This is a genomic window from Vibrio sp. 11-4(1) (genome assembly GCF_013048625.1).
GTDB lineage: Bacteria > Pseudomonadota > Gammaproteobacteria > Enterobacterales > Vibrionaceae > Vibrio > Vibrio diabolicus.
This window is the reverse complement of the sequence record NZ_VHSY01000002.1, coordinates 615,611-634,313: the sequence shown is the minus strand read 5'-3', so window position 1 is coordinate 634,313 and position 18,703 is coordinate 615,611. Positions and strand designations below refer to the sequence as shown.

The window sequence follows — 18,703 nt, the reverse complement described above, 5'->3', positions numbered from 1 at the left end:
GAGAAGAGTAAGGTAAGATAATCTGCTAAAGCTTTATATCAAAACAACCAGTTGGTTTGTCTTATATGTATCATCCTATCTCATTATTTATTGGTTTGAGATATCTTCGGGGACGCTCTGGAGATAGGTTCAGCCGATTTGTTTCTTATATGTCGACGGCGGGTATTACGATCGGTGTAATGGCGTTGGTGACGGTTCTTTCTGTGATGAATGGGTTCGAATCGCAGTTAAAAGAGCGCATTTTAGGTGTGCTGCCTCACGCTGTTGTTTCACAACACGATGGAAAAACGCCGTTGACCGAGTCTGCCCCTTCATTTGTTCAAGCGATGTCGAGTGAATCTGAACCGGAGCCTATCGTGCGTGGAGAGGCTGTAATTCAGAGTTCTGCGCAACTGACGGCAGGTTACCTCATTGGCATTGAACCAAAGAAAGGCGACCCGATTAGCAACCATTTGATTGCTGGGCGATTATCGTCACTTCAAGCGGGCGATTACAATGTCTTTTTAGGTCATAGTTTGGCGCGCTCTCTAAAGGTATCAATGGGGGATAAAGTGCGCTTAATGGTGACCAACGCGACGCAGTTTACCCCACTTGGCCGTATTCCTAGCCAGCGCAATTTTACTGTCGCTGGTATTTTCAACACGGGATCGGACGTTGATGGTCAATTAATGATTGTTAACATGACGGATGCATCTAAGCTGATGCGCTTTCCGAAAGACACGGTTTCTGGTTGGCGTGTCTTTTTCTCTGATCCATTTATGGTGACGGATTTTGCTGATCAACCCATGCCTGACGGGTGGCAATGGAGTGATTGGCGCGAACAGCGTGGTGAGCTTTTCCAAGCGGTGAAAATGGAAAAGAACATGATGGGACTCATGCTAGGTCTGATCGTGGGAGTTGCTGCATTTAATATTATCTCCGCCTTAATCATGGTGGTGATGGAGAAACAATCAGAAGTCGCAATATTGAAAACTCAAGGCATGACTCAATCTCAAGTGATGACCATTTTCATGGTACAAGGGGCGAGCAGCGGTGTAATTGGCGCGATTGTCGGTGGCGCTGCGGGCGTGATCTTGTCACTTAATCTAAATGCGATTCTTGAATCTGCTGGTGTGGCGCTATTCAGTTTTGGTGGTCATCTACCCATCTTGATTGATTCACTGCAAATTCTTTTAGTGGTGGTGTTGGCGATTGCTCTTAGCCTTGCTGCTACGCTTTATCCTTCTTATCGAGCATCTTCTGTTAAACCTGCTGAGGCACTTCGCTATGAATAAGCTATTAGAATGTCGTGATATTCGTAAAGTCTACCGAGAGGGTTCGTTAGATACGGAAGTGTTGAAAGGCGTAAGTTTCGATATCGATAAAGGGGAGCTGGTTTCTATTGTTGGCTCTTCTGGTTCCGGAAAAAGTACCTTATTGCATATTCTAGGGGCGTTAGATGACGCAACTCATGGTGAAGTTGATTTTCTAGGGCAAAACCTATCGGCTTTAAGTTCGAATAAACAGGCGGCTTTACGCAACAAGCACCTTGGTTTTGTATACCAGTTCCATCACTTGTTAGCTGATTTTACTGCGCTTGAAAACGTGGCGATGCCACTGATGATTGGCGGCGCTAAAGTAGCGGATGCAAAACAGGCGGCTAAAGCGTTGATAGATAAAGTTGGTTTGAGTCATCGGATGCAACACAGGCCTTCTGAGTTATCGGGCGGTGAGCGTCAACGTGTTGCGATTGCGCGTGCATTGGTGAATAAGCCTGATCTGGTTTTGGCCGATGAACCTACGGGGAACTTAGATCATAATACGGCACTGTCTATCTATGATTTGATGCGCGAGCTCAATAAAGAGTCAAACATTGCATTTTTGGTTGTCACGCATGATAAAGAGCTGGCGGCGAAAATGGATCGTCAAATGCACATGCAAGATGGTTTGCTCGTGGATCGTTTTGTGACTGATACTGCGTTTGCGGAGGGCTAATTTTGTTTACCTCTTTAGCATTGATGATTGGTGGTCGCTTCAGTCGAGCGAAAAAGCGCAACAAGATGGTGTCTTTCATTTCGCTTTCTTCAACGATTGGCATTGCGGTTGGTGTAGCCGTGATCATTATCGGTCTTTCTGCAATGAATGGCTTTGAGCGCGAGCTGCAATCGCGTGTGTTGTCAGTTATTCCACACGGTGAGTTGGAAGGCGTTAATGGCCCGCTTCATAACTACACCAAAACGATGAATCAAGCTCTAAACCATGAAGATGTTGTTGCGGCAGCGCCGTACGTTCGTTTTACGGGGTTAGCAGAAAAAGGCAGTAATCTAAAAGCGATAGAAGTTCGTGGCGTAGAGCCTACTTTCGAGCAAGCGGTGTCGAGCTTATCGAATTTTATTGACCAGGAAGCTTGGCAAAACTTTTATGCCGGTCAGCAGCAAGTGATCTTAGGCCGAGGTGTCGCAAACGAGCTAAATGTCGCCGTGGGGGATTACATTACGTTGATGATTCCGCAAACAGGCGGCGCAAAAAAAGTGCAGGCTCCTAAGCGTGTGCGCGTGAAGGTGTCAGGGTTCTTAACGTTGAATGGCCAAATCGACCACTCTCTAGCGTTAGTACCATTAGCGGATGCTCAGCAATACGCGAGGTTAGGGGAAGGGGTCACTGGCATTTCACTAAAAACGGATGATGTTCTCAATGCACCTTCTATTGTTCGTGAGGTAGGTAGCATGGTGGATGTTTACGTGTATTTGAAAAGCTGGCAGCAAAAGTTTGGTTTTTTATATCGCGATATACAACTCGTGCGCACTATTATGTACTTGGTGATGGTACTGGTGATTGGCGTGGCGTGTTTTAACATTGTGTCTACGCTGATGATGGCAGTGAAAGATCGAGCCGCAGAAATTGCAATTTTGCGAACTATGGGAGCAAAAGATAGCCTAATCAAACGTATCTTTGTTTGGCAAGGTGTGTTCTCTGGTGTATTCGGCAGTCTCGTCGGCAGTGTTATCGGTGTATTAGTGGCATTAAATCTAACCCCGTTAATAAAAGGGCTAGAAAGTTTAATTGGACATCAGTTTTTATCGGGTGATATTTACTTCGTTGACTTCTTACCATCACAGTTACACTGGCCAGACGTAGCATTGGTATCGATGACGGCGATCGTTCTGAGTTTGCTTGCAACGTGGTATCCCGCTTCTCGCGCCGCGAAGTTAAATCCAGCAGCGGTGCTGAGTTCTAAATAACCAACCGTTTTACAATACGAGAAAAGCAAAAAGGACCGAATTCGGTCCTTTTTTGTATTTGTCCAACTTGAGCGACATCGTGTTTCATTCTAACTGTTAGGTGCCCCTCAACTGATAGCGCAAATGCTGATTTTTATGCAGTAACGTCTTATCTTATTTTGCGTTTTTGCCAGCTCCGAACCACTGAGTAGCGCCAAAGTCCTCTAATGCCGAAGTAGCCAATAATCGCGGATACGACACCACAGATAGCACAGCCTAATAAGAATGGAGGGCCAATAGTGCTCATCTGTTGCATGATGAATTCCCACGAAAGTTCAAAGTGGAAAGGTTGCGGAGGAACATGCATCACTAAAGCGCCAAGCTTATACGCAAAATAAAATAACACAGGCATGGTGATGGGGTTGCTTATCCATACCAAAGCGACGGAGAGAGGTAAATTGACGCCAAGCATGATTGCCAAACCTGCAGCCATGATCATTTGGCTTGGTAGCGGAACAAATGCCATAAATAACCCGACAGCAAAAGCCCCAGACGCCGAGCGACGATTTAAACACCACAAGTTCGGGTTGTACAACACATTGCCGAAGACCTTCAATGCTTTTTGGCGTTTGATCAATTCATGATCTGGCATGAAGCGTTTTATCAGCTTTCTAGGCATAGGACAGCATGACTCTCTCAGAAAAAAGTTGGACCTTGGCGTTATTTGTAGCGAGCGTAATTTCGTCAGCTTGGTGGCCGACAATACCAGATTGGCGTTGGCTGCTGCTGGGAATAATAACCACTGGCTCAATAATCAAATTACGTCGTGGCTTAATTAGCATAGGCGCAATTGCGGGCTTTATGGTTGTCATCGTCCACGGCAATGTATTGGAGTCTCAGAGACAAGCCCTTTTTCAAGCAGGGGAGAATATTACCATAATTGGTAAAGTTGACAGCCCTTTTACGCAAATAAGTCACGGATATGAAGGCATTGTGGCTCTAAAAAAGGTAAATTCTCAAACTCTGTTACCTTTTCTTAAACCTAAAATCCGTCTTATTACGCCTTTTCCACTCGATGTTAACAGTGAGTTTACGACATCCGTCTCGTTAAAGCCGATTACAGGCCTACGCAACGAAGCTGGTTTTGATGCCGAAAAGCACGCAATGGGTAAAAGCATTATCGCACGCGGTGTTGTTAACAAGGATGTTACCTGGATTATTCGCTCTACTACATCTTTGCGCCAAGCCATTATCGCTGATGTTTCGGAGGATGTGTCCTCCCTTCATCATTTCTCGTTAATAAATGCGTTAGTTTTTGCCGATCGCTCTTGGTTATCTAAGGAGGATTGGCAAGCACTCAGAGACAGTGGTTTACTGCACTTGGTCTCGATTTCGGGCTTACATATTGGTATGGCGTTTACTTTTGGGGTAGTGGTGGGCGGTGCCATTCGTTATGCGTTACCTCAATACCAGCTATTGCCTAGCTTATGTGGGCTGATGTTTGCCGTTGCCTATGCTTGGTTAGCGGACTTCTCATTACCTACTACCCGCGCGGTGTCTGTATGTGTTATTTACGTCGTTCTCAAATATACCTTAGTGCACTGGGCTTCCTGGCGGGTACTTTTGCTCGCGGTAGCGCTACAACTGCTTGTTCAACCTTTTGCATCGTATAGCATGAGTTTTTGGTTATCGTATTTGTCAGTTTGCGCAGTGCTGTTTGCAATCAATTTGATTCGGCATCAAAACGGGGGCTGGAAGGCGAAGTTAAAAGTGTTATTGCTTACTCAATTGATGTTGAGTGCGTTAATCGTGCCTATTAGTGGCTATTACTTTTCTGGTTTCAGTTTGTCATCAATTGCATACAACTTGGCGTTTATTCCTTGGTTCGGATTTATCGTTGTGCCTTTGATGTTTCTGGCCCTGTTCTCATCTTTATTTCTTGAAATGATAGCAAAGCCTCTGTGGCAGTTGGTGGACTGGTCATTGCAGCCATTGAGCACGTCAATTCAGTACGCGATAGGCTCCTGGCAACCCATTAGTATAGAAATGACAGGGTTGATTCTGGCGGGAATTATTTGCTTGGTGTTTCAACGATTCATGTTTCAGTACGCGTGGTGTTTGTTACTTGGCATTGTAATTAGTATTATGCTCACATCGGAATATGATCAGCAACATTGGCGCATTGATGTACTAGATGTGGGCCATGGCCTTGCGGTGATTGTAGAAAAAGACGATAAAGTGTTGCTCTATGATACAGGTAAAGCATGGCAAAATGGCAGTATTGCGGAGCAGGTCGTCACTCCGGTCTTGCATCAACGAGGTTATGAAAGCATCGATACGATGATCCTCAGCCACTCCGACAATGACCATGCAGGAGGACGCTTGTTCATTGAAGATTCCTTTTCGCCACAGCGCAAACTCAGTAGCCAAAACTTTATCGGATATGAGTCTTGTACTCGCGGCGATCATTGGAAATGGCAAGGGTTAAATATAGAAGTACTTTGGCCTCCTGCTCTTGTTCAACGTGCATATAATCCGCACTCTTGTGTACTACGCCTTACCGACCCTATTTCTACGTTCAGTATGCTTTTTACTGGTGATATTGAGACCATTAGCGAGTGGATCTTGCTCAGGGAGCCTGAAAAGTTAAAAAGTGATGTGATGTTGGTCCCTCATCATGGTAGTAAAAGTTCGTCGAATCCTCGCTTTATTGAGGCGGTAAACCCGAGTGTGGCCGTTGCTTCTTTGGCAAAAAATAATCAATGGGGAATGCCGGCAGAACATGTTGTTGCAGCATATCGCAAGCTTGACATTACTTGGCTTGATACTGGGGAATATGGTCAGGTAAGCTTCTCTATTCACCGTGATAATTGGCGCTCAGAAACCAAACGTAGCGATACATTTGAGCCTTGGTATAGGCAGATGCTGCGTAAGGGAGTAGAATGAGAGTCTTAATGTAAGAAAATAAAGCACTTCTATGTCGATAAATACTGATGAAACGACTTGGCAGACGTTTAAGCGTCTATGGCAATTTATTCGCCTTTACAAGTCAGGTCTTGTCGTTGCAGTCATTGCATTAGTTATTAATGCTATATCAGATACCTATATGATTTCCCTATTAAAACCATTACTAGATGAAGGTTTTGGGAACGCTGAATCTGATTTTCTACGCACGCTTCCATTGATTATTTTTGCCATGATGTTTGTCCGTGGCATAAGTGGATTTGTCTCCACATACTGTTTGAGCTGGGTATCCGGCAATGTGGTTATGCAAGTCCGCCGTATGGTATTCAATCACTTTATGCATATGCCTGTGTCTTACTTCGATAAGGAAAAGACGGGCAATTTATTGTCACGCATTACCTACGATTCAGAGCAAGTATCTGCGGCAACTAGCCAAGCGTTAGTGAGCATCGTTCGCGAAGGTGCAAGTATCATTGGCCTGTTAGTCCTGATGTTTTACAACAGCTGGCAGTTGTCGTTAGTGCTGTTTGCTGTTGCTCCTGTTGTCGCGTGGGGTATTGGTGTCGTTTCTAAACGTTTTAGAAAAATATCCAAAAATATGCAGACAATGATGGGCAACGTGACTGCGTCAGCAGAGCAGATGCTGAAAGGCCATAAAGTCGTGTTGAGCTACGGCGGCCAGGATATCGAACGTAAACGATTTGAAAAAGTCAGCAACCAAATGCGTCAACAAAGCATGAAGTTGGTGACAGCTCAAGCAGCGGCTAACCCTATCATCCAAATGATTGCGTCACTTGCTATTGTTGCCGTTCTTTACTTAGCAAGTATTGACTCGATTAAAGAGCAACTGACTCCAGGTACATTTACCGTTGTCTTCTCTGCGATGTTTGGTTTGATGCGTCCGCTTAAAGCGCTTACTAACGTTACCTCTCAGTTCCAACGTGGTATGGCCGCGAGCCAAACGCTCTTTGCGTTGATTGACCTTGAGCCTGAGAAAAACGAAGGTAAGTTGACAGTTGAACGCGCAAATGGCGATGTTTCAGTTAAAAACGTAAGCTTTACTTATACTGGCGCAGAAAAGCCAGCATTGGAAAATGTCAGCTTCGATATTCCAAGAGGGAAGACCGTTGCGCTGGTTGGTCGTTCCGGTTCCGGTAAAAGTACCATCGCGAACTTGTTCAATCGTTTCTATGATGTTGATAGTGGCTCCATCACATTAGACGGACATGATATTCGTGAATACGAGCTAAAGAACTTGCGTCAGCAGTTTGCGCTAGTATCACAAAATGTTCATTTATTTAATGACACGATTGCAAACAATATTGCTTACGCAACGGATGGAAAATACGAGCGCAGTGATATCGAGAAAGCGGCAAAACTCGCGCATGCTATGGAATTCATCAGCAAAATGGATGATGGGCTTGATACCATGATTGGTGAAAATGGCGCGAGTCTATCTGGCGGTCAACGTCAACGTGTCGCTATTGCACGTGCTCTATTGCGTGATGCACCGGTATTGATTCTTGATGAGGCAACCTCTGCTTTGGATACAGAATCAGAACGCGCTATCCAAGCTGCATTAGATGAGCTGCAGAAAGACAAAACGGTACTCGTGATTGCGCACCGCTTGTCAACTATCGAGAAAGCCGATGAGATTCTTGTGGTTGATGATGGCGCCATCATTGAGCGTGGCAACCATGCCGATCTTATTGCAAAAAATGGTGCGTATGCACAATTGCACCGTATTCAGTTTGGTGAATAGACGCGGTGGTTGAAAAAATCTGGTTTGAAAACCATCCAATAAAATACCTCTTGTGGCCGCTTTTGTGGCCACTGAGTGTATTATTTGGAGCAATAAGTAAGTCTAAGCGAAAGAAATATCAAACAGGCCGTAAGCAAGCCTACAACGCGCCTATCCCCGTTATTGTTGTCGGCAATATCACGGCTGGTGGTAATGGCAAAACACCAGTTGTGGTTTGGCTTGTTGAGCAACTGCAACAGCTTGGGCTTAAGCCAGGGGTCGTTTCTCGTGGCTATGGAGCAAAAGCTCCTGCCTATCCGTTAGTGCTAAAAGAAGATACGCCTGCGAAACATTGTGGTGATGAACCTAAGTTGATTCATCGACGCACAGGAGCGCCTGTTGCGGTAGACCCGGTGCGTTCAAATGCAGTGAAAGCACTGCTTGAGTCAGGTGTGGATATCATTATTACGGACGATGGGTTACAACATTATGCGTTAGGCCGTGATATTGAGTTAGTGATTGTGGATGGGAATCGCCGATTTGGCAATGAAAGCCTCATTCCGCTTGGCCCACTTCGTGAAGGGGTCGAGCGTCTTGCTGAAGTCGACTTTATCATCACCAATGGCGGTCAAGCACATACGGGCGAAATCGCAATGACTTTAGCGCCATCTAAAGCCATTAATCTCAAGACTAAGCAACTTGTGGAAGTTTCTGAGTTAAAAGAGCTAGTGGCATTTGCAGGGATTGGGCATCCACCACGATTTTTTCATACACTAAACTCGATGAACGCAGATGTTAAAGTCACAAAAGGTTTTGCTGACCATCAAGACTTTGACCAACAAGAATTAGAAGCATTGGCTCAACAAGGGGCCAATGTGATTATGACCGAGAAAGATGCCGTCAAGTGCAGCCATTATGCGCAAGATAATTGGTGGTATCTGCCTGTATCTGCCCAGTTTGAACCAAACGATGCAGAGCAAATTTTAAAGAGAATAAAAGAGGTTAAAGCGGCTTATGGATCACCGTCTGCTTGAGATTGTAGCTTGCCCTGTTTGCAAAGGTAAGCTGACGTACGATAAAGAGAATCAAGAGTTGATCTGCAAATTGGATCGCCTCGCTTACCCAATCAAAGAGGGTATTCCCGTTCTGCTCGAGCCTGAGGCTCGTACTATGAGTATGGATGAGGGACGCTAATGTCTTTTACGGTTGTCATTCCTTCGCGTTACGCATCGAGCCGCTTGCCTGGTAAACCGTTAGCGGATATTGGCGGTAAGCCTATGGTTCAGTGGGTTTACGAGCAAGCGCTACAAGCGGGTGCGGAAGATGTTATCGTGGCAACTGATGACGAGCGTGTTGCTGATGCTGTCTCGTCGTTTGGTGGTAAAGTCTGTATGACCTCTCCTAACCACGAATCAGGTACTGAACGCCTTGCTGAAGTTGTTGAAAAGATGGCTATTCCTGCAGACCACATTATTGTTAATGTGCAAGGGGACGAGCCTTTGATTCCACCGTCTATCATTCGTCAGGTTGCTGATAACTTATCGGGGTGTGATGCTCCGATGGCGACATTAGCCGTAGAAATAGACTCGGAAGAAGAAGTGTTCAATCCGAATGCAGTTAAAGTTGTGGCTAATGAGCAAGGCTATGCGATGTACTTTAGCCGAGCAACTATCCCTTGGGATCGCGATAACTTTGCCAAACAAGACAAAATCATTGCCAATCCATTAATGCGTCATATTGGTATTTATGCTTATCGAGCTGGTTTCATTAATACGTATGTAAACTGGGCTCCGAGCGCATTGGAGCAGATCGAGTGCCTTGAGCAACTACGAGTGCTTTGGTACGGTGAAAAAATTCATGTAGCGGTAACGAAAGAAGCGCCAGCAGCCGGCGTTGATACGCCAGAAGATCTAGAGGCGGTGCGCGCTATTGTGGCGAAGCAAGCATAACTAAAGGTCACATTGAATTAAGAACGAGAAAGGCTCCTGAATTAGGAGCCTTTTTGTTGCTTATATCCAAGTATTAGTTAGATGTTTGTGTCATATTGGTTCCGTTTAGGGCAGGTCGCTAAGACTTCTCGGTGACCTGTGTCTTTTACTTCTTGCAGAATGACATCAAATCCCCACAATCGGTATACGTGTTTCAGAACTTCTTCGTAACTGTCATCAAGCGGGATTCGGTTATGAGGTACGTATTGCAACGTGAGTGAGCGGTCCCCACGAACATCGACATTAAATACCTGAATGTTTGGCTCAAGGTTAGATAAGTTGTACTGAGCGGCTAAGGTTTCTCTAATGCGTTTATAACCCATCTCATCATGTATCGCGGCGACTTCAATAAAGTTTTTGTGGTCATCATCGTTGATCGCAAACAGCTTGAAATCACGCATTAATTTCGGAGAAAGGTATTGGCTAATGAAGCTTTCATCTTTGAAATTATGCATCGCGAAATGTACCGCATCTAACCAATCGGTTCCTGCCAAATCCGGAAACCACTCCTTGTCCTCATCAGTTGGTTCTTCACAGATACGTTTAATATCCCGGAACATTGCAAAGCCCAAGGCGTATGGATTAATACCATTAAAGTAAGGGCTATTATAAGGCGGTTGAGCTACCACACTGGTATGGCTATGTAAGAACTCTAGTATGAACTTTTCGGATACCAAACCCTCATCGTAAAGATGGTTGAGAATGGTGTAATGCCAGAATGTTGCCCAGCCTTCGTTCATGACCTGCGTTTGTTTTTGCGGATAAAAATACTGACTGATTTTGCGTACAATCCGCACGACTTCACGTTGCCACGGCTCTAGTAGCGGGGCATGCTTTTCGAAAAAGTAGAGCAAGTTTTCCTGAGGCTCGCTTGGGAAACGCTCTTTAAGATCTTCCTCTTTGGTTTTGGCTCTTGGTACTGTGCGCCACAATTCATTCACTTGAGACTGTAAGTATGCCTCGCGTTCTTCTTGTCGCGCTTTCTCTTCGGTAATGGAGATTTTTTCTGGTCGCTTGTAACGATCCACACCAAAGTTCATTAAGGCGTGGCAGGAGTCGAGCAGTTTTTCCACTTCCTGTACTCCATATCGCTCCTCACATTCAGCCAAATACTTTTTGGCAAACAGCAAATAATCGATGATGGAGCTAGCGTCCGTCCAGGTTTGGAACAGATAATTACCTTTGAAGAAAGAGTTGTGCCCGTAACAAGCGTGAGCAATCACTAGCGCTTGCATTGTCACGGTGTTTTCTTCCATCAAATAGGCGATACACGGATTGGAGTTAATGACAATCTCGTAGGCTAACCCCATTTGACCATGCTTATAGTTCTGTTCCGTTTGGATGAACTTTTTACCAAACGACCAGTGGTTGTAATTGATGGGCATACCAATACTTGAGTAGGCATCCATCATTTGTTCGGAAGTAATCACTTCTATCTGGTTAGGGTAAGTGTCTAGGCGATAGTGTTGTGCGACACGCTTAATCTCTTTGTGGTAGCGTTCCAACAGCTCAAATGTCCAATCCGGTCCATCTGGCAGCATTTTACTATTACGCTTCTTAGGCGCCTCTCCTGAGAGGTTTTTCGTTGCGGTACTCATCGCTAGCCTCCTTACGCCGTTTCTTTTTGGAATAGTTCACGGAAGACTGGGAAAATATCCTCCACAGAGCGAATGTTTTTCATTGCGAAGTTCGGAAATTCATCGGTGAGTTTTTCGTACTCATGCCATAGAGTTTGGTGCGAGCGTCGCGTAATTTCTATGTAGGAGTAGTACTGACAGTTTGGCAGTAGTTTGTTCACTAATAGATCGCGGCATCTTGGCGAGTCATCTGCCCAGTTATCGCCATCAGATGCTTGCGCAGCATAAATGTTCCATTGTCCAATTGGATAGCGCTCTTTTACGATTTCGTCCATCAGTTTCAATGCGCTGGATACAATAGTGCCCCCGGTCTCTTGCGAGTAGAAGAACTCGTGCTCGTCCACTTCTTTCGCTTGGGTGTGGTGGCGAATAAAGACAACGTCTACATTCTCGTAAGTACGAGTTAAGAACAGGTATAACAGAACGTAAAAACGTTTTGCGATGTCTTTCGTTGCTTGATCCATCGAGCCCGATACGTCCATCAAACAAAACATCACAGCTTGACTAGATGGTACAGGGCGTTTTTCATAGTTTTTAAAGCGTAAGTCGAAGGTGTCAATAAATGGAACCCCCTCAATTTTCTTACGCAGCTCTTCAATTTCAGCCTTCAAGCGGTTCTCTTCAAACTGCTGAGCGGGTTCAATGTTTTTGATGCGAGCAAGTTCATCTTCTAGCTCTTTGAGAAGACGTTTCTTACCCGCGGTCATTGCCGTACGTCGTGCAAGAGATTGTTGCAGCGAACGTACTACCGCAATGTTTGAAGGGATACCAGCAGTTTGAAAGCCTGCGCGGTGCGTTTTCCATTCAGTAATTTTGGCAATTTGGTTTTTTTCTAGATTAGGCAGCTCGAGATCTTCGAACAAAATATCGAGGTACTCATCTTTTGATATTTGGAATACAAATTCGTCTTGGCCTTCTCCATCTGGACTGGCATTGCCTTCTCCCGAGCCACTACCTTGACCGCCACCTTTAGGACGCTCAATTTTATCACCAGTAATGAACTGGTCATTGCCGGGATGAACTCGTTCGCGAACACCACCTTTGCCTTGATGAAAGATCGGCTCATTGATGTCTTTGTGAGGGATAGAGACGTCTTCGCCCGTTTCCGTATTCGTAATCGAGCGTCGATTCACTGCGTCTGCTACCGACTCTTTTATTTGCTCTTTGTGGCGCTTCAAGAAGCGCTGTCGATTAACAGCGCTCTTGTTCTTGCCATTGAGCCTTCGGTCTATAAATTGCGCCATGAAATAGCCCTCTTCATGTTTCACAAGCGACCTAACTCAATACTGGGTTAGGATGACTTACGTACTCGTAGGTACCACTCAGAAAGTAGGCGAACCTGTTTCTCGGTATAGCCTTTTTCCATCATGCGAGCGACAAAGTCGTCATGCTTCTTCTGATCTTCAGAAGAGGTTTTCGCATTAAATGAGATAACCGGAAGTAGCTCTTCGGTATTGGAGAACATTTTCTTCTCGATTACTGTGCGCAGTTTTTCGTAGCTGGTCCAAACCGGGTTTTGACCATTGTTATTCGCTTTCGCACGAAGCACAAAGTTAACGATTTCGTTTCGGAAATCTTTCGGGTTAGAAATACCAGCGGTTTTCTCGATCTTCTCTAGTTCAGCGTTCAGTGAAGATCGATCAAATAGCTGACCAGTTTCTGGATCTCGGTACTCTTGGTCTTGAATCCAGAAGTCTGCGTAGGTGACATAGCGGTCGAAGATGTTCTGACCGTATTCAGAGTAAGACTCGAGATAAGCGGTCTGAATCTCTTTACCAATAAATTCAACGTAGCGAGGCACTAGGTAGCCTTTCAAGAACTCGAGATATTTCTCTGCCGTTTCAGCAGGGAACTGTTCACGCTCAACCTGTTGTTCAATCACATAGAACAGGTGTACAGGGTTGGCTGCCACCTCGGTTTGGTCGAAGTTAAATACGCGCGACAAAATCTTAAAGGCGAAACGTGTAGAGAGACCATTCATGCCTTCATCGACACCCGCATAATCACGATACTCTTGATAGCTTTTCGCTTTCGGATCGGTGTCTTTTAGCGTTTCACCATCGTAGACGCGCATTTTTGAGAAAATGGATGAGTTTTCAGGTTCTTTCAGGCGTGAAAGAATACTGAATTGCGCTAGAGTTTCGAGCGTGCTTGGAGAGCAAGGGGCCTGAGACAGCTCACTGTTTTCAAGCAGTTTTTGGTAGATTTTCACTTCTTCGGATACGCGGAGACAGTAAGGTACTTTTACAATGTACACACGGTCGAGGAAGGCTTCGTTATTTTTGTTGTTACGGAAAGTCTGCCACTCAGATTCGTTCGAGTGAGCCAGAATCATACCGTCGAATGGAATCGCAGATAGACCTTCAGTACCGTTGAAGTTACCTTCTTGCGTTGCCGTCAATAGTGGGTGAAGTACTTTGATCGGCGCTTTGAACATCTCAACGAATTCCATTAAACCTTGGTTTGCTTTACACAGCGCACCGGAGTAGCTGTAGGCATCTGGGTCGTCTTGCGAATAATGTTCGAGTTTGCGGATATCGACTTTACCAACCAGTGATGAAATATCTTGGTTGTTTTCATCCCCAGGTTCTGTTTTAGCAATACCGATCTGATCGAGAATTGAAGGGCGAACTTTCACTACCTTAAATTTAGTGATATCGCCGCCAAATTCATGAAGGCGCTTAGCGGCCCATGGCGACATAATCGAGCGAAGATAACGTTGCTCGATGCCATATTCTTTTTTCAAAATATCGCCGTCTTCCGTGGCTTTGAATAGACAGAATGGATGGTCATTCACTGGGCTACGTTCGCCATTAGCAGTAAGAACATAGATAGGCATCTGTTCCATCAAAGCCTTAAGTTTTTCAGCAAGTGAGGACTTACCACCGCCGACAGGACCGAGTAGGTAAAGGATCTGCTTACGTTCCTCTAAACCTTGCGCCGCGTGTTTTAGGTAAGACACAATTTGCTCTATGGCATCTTCCATACCATAAAAATCTTTAAAGGTTTCATAACGAGAGATAACACGATTCGAGAAGATGCGGCTCAATCTCGGGTCTTTTGCCGTATCGATTATCTCTGGTTCACCGATCGCCATCAGTAGGCGTTCTGCTGCATTAGCATAAGCGCTTTTGTCATCCTTACACAGGGCTAGAAACTCCTGTAACGACATCTCTTCATCTTTTGCAGCTTCATATCTTGATTGATAGTGGTCGAAAATACTCATGTCGCTTTCCCCTTTAATAGTCAGTCTACCGACGAACGTTGATTCAGGCTTTCCCACCTATTGTTATGCTCCTTGTTGTTTGAATATACGTCCTGTTATCACATTTGGTTCGTACAGAATGTAAGATTGGCGACACCAAAGACTTTGCTTTATGGACAGTTTTTTCATTACAACGGTGAGCGGTGGGTATGAATCTTTCAATCACAGCCTTTCTCTACTTAAGCCTAGTCGGGGATTTGCAATTTTGCTTAACAATTATGAATTTATTGCAAAAGTGACATTTGAATCACTCTTTCACTGAAGATGAATTTATGTCGTGAATAGGTGCAATAGAAATCAGATATTTGGCAAAGACAGAAGAGTCTCAGTGATTCATTGCTCTACATCGCACAAGGGAAGCGTAAGAAGGTGAAAAAGCAGCGGTAAGGTTGTGACAGGGCAAATAAAAAAGGAAAGCGAGTGCTTTCCTTTTCGTAGACGAATAGTTTATGCGCTGAAGATTTGTGCAAGCTCGTTTTCGCATAAATGGTACTGACGAGGGCAGTTGCGCCAAGTTTGTAGCATACGACGGTATTTATCCAGCATTGGCATTTGGCTGTTAAAGTGATGGTCTGCTTTATCAAATTGAGGGTACAGACCTTCAGAATCAATAAGGAAGCGTACGTAATGGACTTGTTGGGCCTCTGAAGCAATATCAAACCCAAGGAACTGCAAGCGGCGCTGATCCACTTTGTTACGATCTTCGGTATCGAGCATGTTGTAAGATTCTTGCATCGCGTGATACATCTCCATAACGTCGATGATCTCACGACACTCCGCTTCTGACAGACAGCCGAAATCTTTATTCAACTCACGCATTTGTAGCTCATAGCCACGTTCAACGATCGTTTGTAAGCGTTTGTATTTGGCCGCATTACTTGGATCAAGTTGAGACATAAGGTTGTATTGGTTTGATAGAATCAAACGTTGAGCGTTTGACATTTCCATGATGACCTCACTAGATATCTAATACATTTTTAATGTGCTTAGGTTAACGCTTAAGACATGAGTGAAACATGATCTCAACACATATTTAATACTAAAAAATGGCAAGAACTGTCACTTTTGACCAGTTTAAAAACACTTATTTATGGTAATGATTGTATATGTAGTCTCGGTCTGAAAATACTCTTAGCCACTCTGGCTTGAATACGGTTAAAACCGCCAGTGACATACCATTTAATAGGCCCTCAGGGAAGGCAAGCAACGGTACAAAAATAAAGTAGTTATGTTGAATGGTTTCCCAATCGTAATGACCAACCGATAAATGGTAAAAGGAGTTAATCAGCAGATGCAGGCTTCCTGTTATCGCGCCGTTGAAAAAACCTGCAACGAAGATGAACACAAAAATGTTTCTTGGCAAGTAGTGATAACTCAAAAGAAAGACGAGGTAACTAATGAAGATAGGAAGCAGGGCAGACAATACTAAAGACGTGGGTAACTGCAACAACGACACATCATGTAGCAGGTGGTTGACCAGCATTGCGGGGATACTGATTAGAAAGGCCATACGCCAACCATACATCATCGTCAGCGTTGTTAGCGCGAGAAAATGAATCTGTAGTCCTTCTTTTACGCCTGCTTGAGTTGCCCATAGGATGCTGAAAAAAAAGAGTGTTGCAAAAACGAGGTGCTGAAATGCTTTTTCCTTTTCAAGCTTGGGCCAAACTACTTTTTTCCAATCTGGTAGACAGTAGGCGAGCACTATCCAAAGTATGACAACCAGAGAGCCCAAGTTAAACCAATCCATGTTACTTCCTTCCTATGCGATCATGACGCAATCATTTCTATTGTTCTTTTTATACCTAAATCAACTCATAGAGATTCATTGAAGGTACTTAGGTATAGTTAAAAAAATACCAGCAATATGCTGGTATTTTAAAGAGGTTAGTCTTGCTGTTCACTTAGTATTTTACGTTATCGTTGTACTGCGCAAGAATGGATTGAATCTCGTCCATAGTTTCTTTCGGTGGAGGGTTTACCCCTTCGAGTGGGTATTCTAAGCCCAATGCTTCCCATTTATGGGCACCCAATTTGTGATAAGGAAGTAACTCGACCTTTTCGATGTTATCCATATCTTTAATAAACTCACCAAGCATGTGTGCTGCTTCAGGGTCATCTGTGTAACCAGGCACGACTACATAGCGAATCCAAGTTTTCTTTCCGATTTTTTGCAAGTAACGAGCAAAGTCCAATGTACGTCGGTTCGATACGCCGATGAGATCTTGGTGCACTTCATCTTTCATGTGCTTGATATCAAGCATTACTAAGTCTGTTGCATCCAGTACTTCATCAATAACATCAGTGTGTTTACGAACATAACCGTTCGTATCTAGACACGTATGAATACCTTCTGCTTTAGCTGCGCGGAAAAAGTCCCGTACAAATTCAGGTTGAAGCATCGCTTCGCCGCCAGAACAAGTAACGCCACCACCTGATGCATTCATGAAGTGGCGGTAACTTTTCGCTTCGGAAATGATCTCTTCAACCGTAACTTCTTTGCCATCATGCGTATCCCATGTATCGCGATTGTGGCAATACTTACAGCGCATCAAACAACCTTGCAAGAAGACGATAAAACGAATACCAGGTCCGTCTACGGTACCACATGACTCAAATGAGTGAATACGACCAGTTGTTGACATCTTTTGCTCTCATTACTAGTAAATTCTAGCTGTTATTTTATTACAAAAAGCAGGGTTAAAACAGCTTTGTCGGTACTAAAGGCAAGGTTATGTGAAGAAAGAAAATAGATAGACCAATCTAAATAAATGCTTGATCACAGGGTTGGTTAATACCAAACGAGAGAACTTGCCTTGTATTTAGATTGGTGTGGATACAGGGATAAGTCAGCTTTTAAAAAAAGGCGAACACAGAGAAGGAGCCTGTCCCATAAACATCAGTTTGGGATTCTTCATAATCTGGCGTTTTTATCGTAAAGGTTAGGCTTGCACCGTAATTTTGGTTATACCAAGTTGCACCTGCTACGGCGCTTGCTTGCCAATTTTGCAGTGTGACGTCGTATGGCGCTGATGGCTCAGGAATACCAGGGCGATCGCCTTCGATGGTCATGTCATTGAAACGGTAACGACCTTCAAACCCCGTAAATAAGAACCAGCTTGAAGTATCCTGTGCGAGCATACTCGCTGAGAATGGGCTCTCTACACTAATATTGGCGGCTCCGATGCTGCTTGCTAGGTTTGTACCCCAACGAAACATGACGCCTTGAGAGACATCACTACGGAAGTTACCCGCATTGATGTCGTTAATGTTGGTGATTTCCCATTGCGTTTTTTGTCCTTCGCTGCGCATCAATTTATTAAATACGCGGTAGCCAAGGCTAAACGCCACTTTATCGTCGATCTGGTAATCCCAACCTTGTGGGTCGGTCGAGCCTGTTATGCCGTGAACGATTTCTTGCGCTTTTTCTGAAAGCGAACTTTCACCTGTTGCACCGATGGTGAAGTTGTAGCGGACGGCTTTGTCATCAGTCAAAGAAAGATAGTTGATCTCAGTATGTAGATAACCCGCATATGGGCGATCATTGACCAGTGGATAATCCGCTTCAATGTCGCTTGGAGTCCACATTTTGTGGCCAAGAACCAACTCTATTTTATCGATATTGGGGTGTACTGAGTCTGCCAGACTCAGCCATTTCCATTGGCTTTCTTGTTTCAGTTGGCCTGTTGCGTAGGAAAGAAAAATACCATTTGTGTAGTCTTGGTCGACGCCGAAAATACCATCATTGTCGAGTGTAAAAGAGACCGTAGACTTAGTGGATGCCATCGCAACTGGAGAAAGAAGAGTAAGAACAATTAATTTACTGAGTTTCATATACTTTATTTACTAACTTTTTTCGCATCATACGTAAGAATGTGGGCAAAATCTTTCGTAATATCACAACTTTC

The 18,703-nt window shown here is 44.4% G+C and carries 16 protein-coding genes; 8 read left to right on the top strand and 8 right to left on the bottom strand.

The window, feature by feature from the left end:
* The first annotated feature begins 65 nt into the window (after positions 1 to 65).
* From lolC to lolE, 3 genes are read left to right on the top strand one after another with little or no spacing between them, the layout of a single operon-like run.
* The gene (gene lolC / locus FKN16_RS06225; protein WP_065645406.1) at positions 66 to 1,274 is read left to right on the top strand and encodes a lipoprotein-releasing ABC transporter permease subunit LolC; all 1,209 of its coding nucleotides are present in this window, start codon (positions 66 to 68) and stop codon (positions 1,272 to 1,274) included.
* Positions 1,267 to 1,974 (top strand): lipoprotein-releasing ABC transporter ATP-binding protein LolD, encoded by a 708-nt coding sequence (lolD, locus tag FKN16_RS06220; RefSeq protein ID WP_170902301.1) that lies wholly within the window; start codon positions 1,267 to 1,269, stop codon positions 1,972 to 1,974. Before lolC ends, lolD begins: the two co-directional genes overlap by 8 nt.
* 2 nt (positions 1,975 to 1,976) lie before the next feature.
* Positions 1,977 to 3,221 carry a lipoprotein-releasing ABC transporter permease subunit LolE gene (gene lolE, locus FKN16_RS06215; protein WP_170902300.1) on the top strand — a complete coding sequence of 415 codons (1,245 nt, stop codon included), beginning with the start codon at positions 1,977 to 1,979 and terminating at the stop codon, positions 3,219 to 3,221.
* A 148-nt stretch (positions 3,222 to 3,369) separates the two neighbouring features.
* Here the strand turns inward: lolE and FKN16_RS06210 are convergent, their stop codons facing one another.
* A complete protein-coding gene (locus FKN16_RS06210) occupies positions 3,370 to 3,879 on the bottom strand; it encodes a DUF2062 domain-containing protein (RefSeq protein WP_005390643.1) in 510 nt (169 codons plus the stop codon).
* A gap of 8 nt (positions 3,880 to 3,887) precedes the next feature.
* Between FKN16_RS06210 and FKN16_RS06205 the strand changes: the two genes are divergently transcribed.
* From FKN16_RS06205 to kdsB, 5 genes are read left to right on the top strand one after another with little or no spacing between them, the layout of a single operon-like run.
* Complete coding sequence (locus FKN16_RS06205) at positions 3,888 to 6,146, top strand: DNA internalization-related competence protein ComEC/Rec2 (protein ID WP_170902299.1); 2,259 nt, start codon at positions 3,888 to 3,890, stop codon at positions 6,144 to 6,146.
* Positions 6,147 to 6,177: 31 nt separating this feature from the next.
* A complete protein-coding gene (msbA, locus tag FKN16_RS06200) occupies positions 6,178 to 7,926 on the top strand; it encodes a lipid A ABC transporter ATP-binding protein/permease MsbA (RefSeq protein WP_005390646.1) in 1,749 nt (582 codons plus the stop codon).
* A 5-nt stretch (positions 7,927 to 7,931) separates the two neighbouring features.
* Complete coding sequence (gene lpxK / locus FKN16_RS06195; protein ID WP_170902298.1) at positions 7,932 to 8,939, top strand: tetraacyldisaccharide 4'-kinase; 1,008 nt, start codon at positions 7,932 to 7,934, stop codon at positions 8,937 to 8,939.
* Positions 8,920 to 9,099: a Trm112 family protein gene (locus FKN16_RS06190; protein WP_005390649.1), complete on the top strand. Its 180-nt coding sequence runs from the start codon at positions 8,920 to 8,922 to the stop codon at positions 9,097 to 9,099. The genes lpxK and FKN16_RS06190 overlap by 20 nt, the downstream gene beginning before the upstream one ends.
* Positions 9,099 to 9,854 carry a 3-deoxy-manno-octulosonate cytidylyltransferase gene (gene kdsB / locus FKN16_RS06185; RefSeq protein WP_170902297.1) on the top strand — a complete coding sequence of 252 codons (756 nt, stop codon included), beginning with the start codon at positions 9,099 to 9,101 and terminating at the stop codon, positions 9,852 to 9,854. Before FKN16_RS06190 ends, kdsB begins: the two co-directional genes overlap by 1 nt.
* A gap of 77 nt (positions 9,855 to 9,931) precedes the next feature.
* Here kdsB and FKN16_RS06180 read toward each other — a convergent pair whose 3' ends face one another.
* From FKN16_RS06180 to FKN16_RS06150, 7 genes are all read right to left on the bottom strand, one after another.
* On the bottom strand, positions 9,932 to 11,491 hold the full coding sequence (locus tag FKN16_RS06180; RefSeq protein WP_006742146.1) for a SpoVR family protein: 1,560 nt from the start codon (positions 11,489 to 11,491) through the stop codon (positions 9,932 to 9,934).
* 11 nt (positions 11,492 to 11,502) lie between these two features.
* Complete coding sequence (locus tag FKN16_RS06175) at positions 11,503 to 12,774, bottom strand: YeaH/YhbH family protein (RefSeq protein WP_005390656.1); 1,272 nt, start codon at positions 12,772 to 12,774, stop codon at positions 11,503 to 11,505.
* 47 nt (positions 12,775 to 12,821) lie between these two features.
* Positions 12,822 to 14,756 carry a PrkA family serine protein kinase gene (locus FKN16_RS06170; RefSeq protein ID WP_005390658.1) on the bottom strand — a complete coding sequence of 645 codons (1,935 nt, stop codon included), beginning with the start codon at positions 14,754 to 14,756 and terminating at the stop codon, positions 12,822 to 12,824.
* Positions 14,757 to 15,242: 486 nt separating this feature from the next.
* Positions 15,243 to 15,743, bottom strand: a complete 501-nt coding sequence (locus FKN16_RS06165; protein WP_005390659.1) for a YfbU family protein — start codon at positions 15,741 to 15,743, stop codon at positions 15,243 to 15,245.
* A 136-nt stretch (positions 15,744 to 15,879) separates the two neighbouring features.
* Positions 15,880 to 16,545, bottom strand: coding sequence for an energy-coupling factor ABC transporter permease (locus FKN16_RS06160; RefSeq protein WP_006742143.1), 666 nt, complete (start codon positions 16,543 to 16,545; stop codon positions 15,880 to 15,882).
* Between the two features lie 154 nt (positions 16,546 to 16,699).
* The gene (pflA, locus tag FKN16_RS06155; protein WP_005390663.1) at positions 16,700 to 17,440 is read right to left on the bottom strand and encodes a pyruvate formate lyase 1-activating protein; all 741 of its coding nucleotides are present in this window, start codon (positions 17,438 to 17,440) and stop codon (positions 16,700 to 16,702) included.
* A gap of 211 nt (positions 17,441 to 17,651) precedes the next feature.
* A complete protein-coding gene (locus FKN16_RS06150; protein ID WP_170902296.1) occupies positions 17,652 to 18,629 on the bottom strand; it encodes a lipid A deacylase LpxR family protein in 978 nt (325 codons plus the stop codon).
* Positions 18,630 to 18,703 lie beyond the last annotated feature (74 nt).

What these genes read in the sequence shown, in the direction of transcription:
- msbA (WP_005390646.1), top strand. Translation starts at nt 6,178, where the DNA reads ATGTCGATAAATACTGATGAAACGACTTGGCAGACGTTTAAGCGTCTA.
- FKN16_RS06180 (WP_006742146.1), bottom strand. Translation starts at nt 11,491, where the DNA reads ATGAGTACCGCAACGAAAAACCTCTCAGGAGAGGCGCCTAAGAAGCGT.
- FKN16_RS06165 (WP_005390659.1), bottom strand. Translation starts at nt 15,743, where the DNA reads ATGGAAATGTCAAACGCTCAACGTTTGATTCTATCAAACCAATACAAC.
- lolC (WP_065645406.1), top strand. Translation starts at nt 66, where the DNA reads ATGTATCATCCTATCTCATTATTTATTGGTTTGAGATATCTTCGGGGA.
- FKN16_RS06160 (WP_006742143.1), bottom strand. Translation starts at nt 16,545, where the DNA reads ATGGATTGGTTTAACTTGGGCTCTCTGGTTGTCATACTTTGGATAGTG.
- lolD (WP_170902301.1), top strand. Translation starts at nt 1,267, where the DNA reads ATGAATAAGCTATTAGAATGTCGTGATATTCGTAAAGTCTACCGAGAG.
- FKN16_RS06175 (WP_005390656.1), bottom strand. Translation starts at nt 12,774, where the DNA reads ATGGCGCAATTTATAGACCGAAGGCTCAATGGCAAGAACAAGAGCGCT.
- FKN16_RS06190 (WP_005390649.1), top strand. Translation starts at nt 8,920, where the DNA reads ATGGATCACCGTCTGCTTGAGATTGTAGCTTGCCCTGTTTGCAAAGGT.
- FKN16_RS06150 (WP_170902296.1), bottom strand. Translation starts at nt 18,629, where the DNA reads ATGAAACTCAGTAAATTAATTGTTCTTACTCTTCTTTCTCCAGTTGCG.
- FKN16_RS06170 (WP_005390658.1), bottom strand. Translation starts at nt 14,756, where the DNA reads ATGAGTATTTTCGACCACTATCAATCAAGATATGAAGCTGCAAAAGAT.
- pflA (WP_005390663.1), bottom strand. Translation starts at nt 17,440, where the DNA reads ATGTCAACAACTGGTCGTATTCACTCATTTGAGTCATGTGGTACCGTA.
- kdsB (WP_170902297.1), top strand. Translation starts at nt 9,099, where the DNA reads ATGTCTTTTACGGTTGTCATTCCTTCGCGTTACGCATCGAGCCGCTTG.
- FKN16_RS06205 (WP_170902299.1), top strand. Translation starts at nt 3,888, where the DNA reads ATGACTCTCTCAGAAAAAAGTTGGACCTTGGCGTTATTTGTAGCGAGC.
- FKN16_RS06210 (WP_005390643.1), bottom strand. Translation starts at nt 3,879, where the DNA reads ATGCCTAGAAAGCTGATAAAACGCTTCATGCCAGATCATGAATTGATC.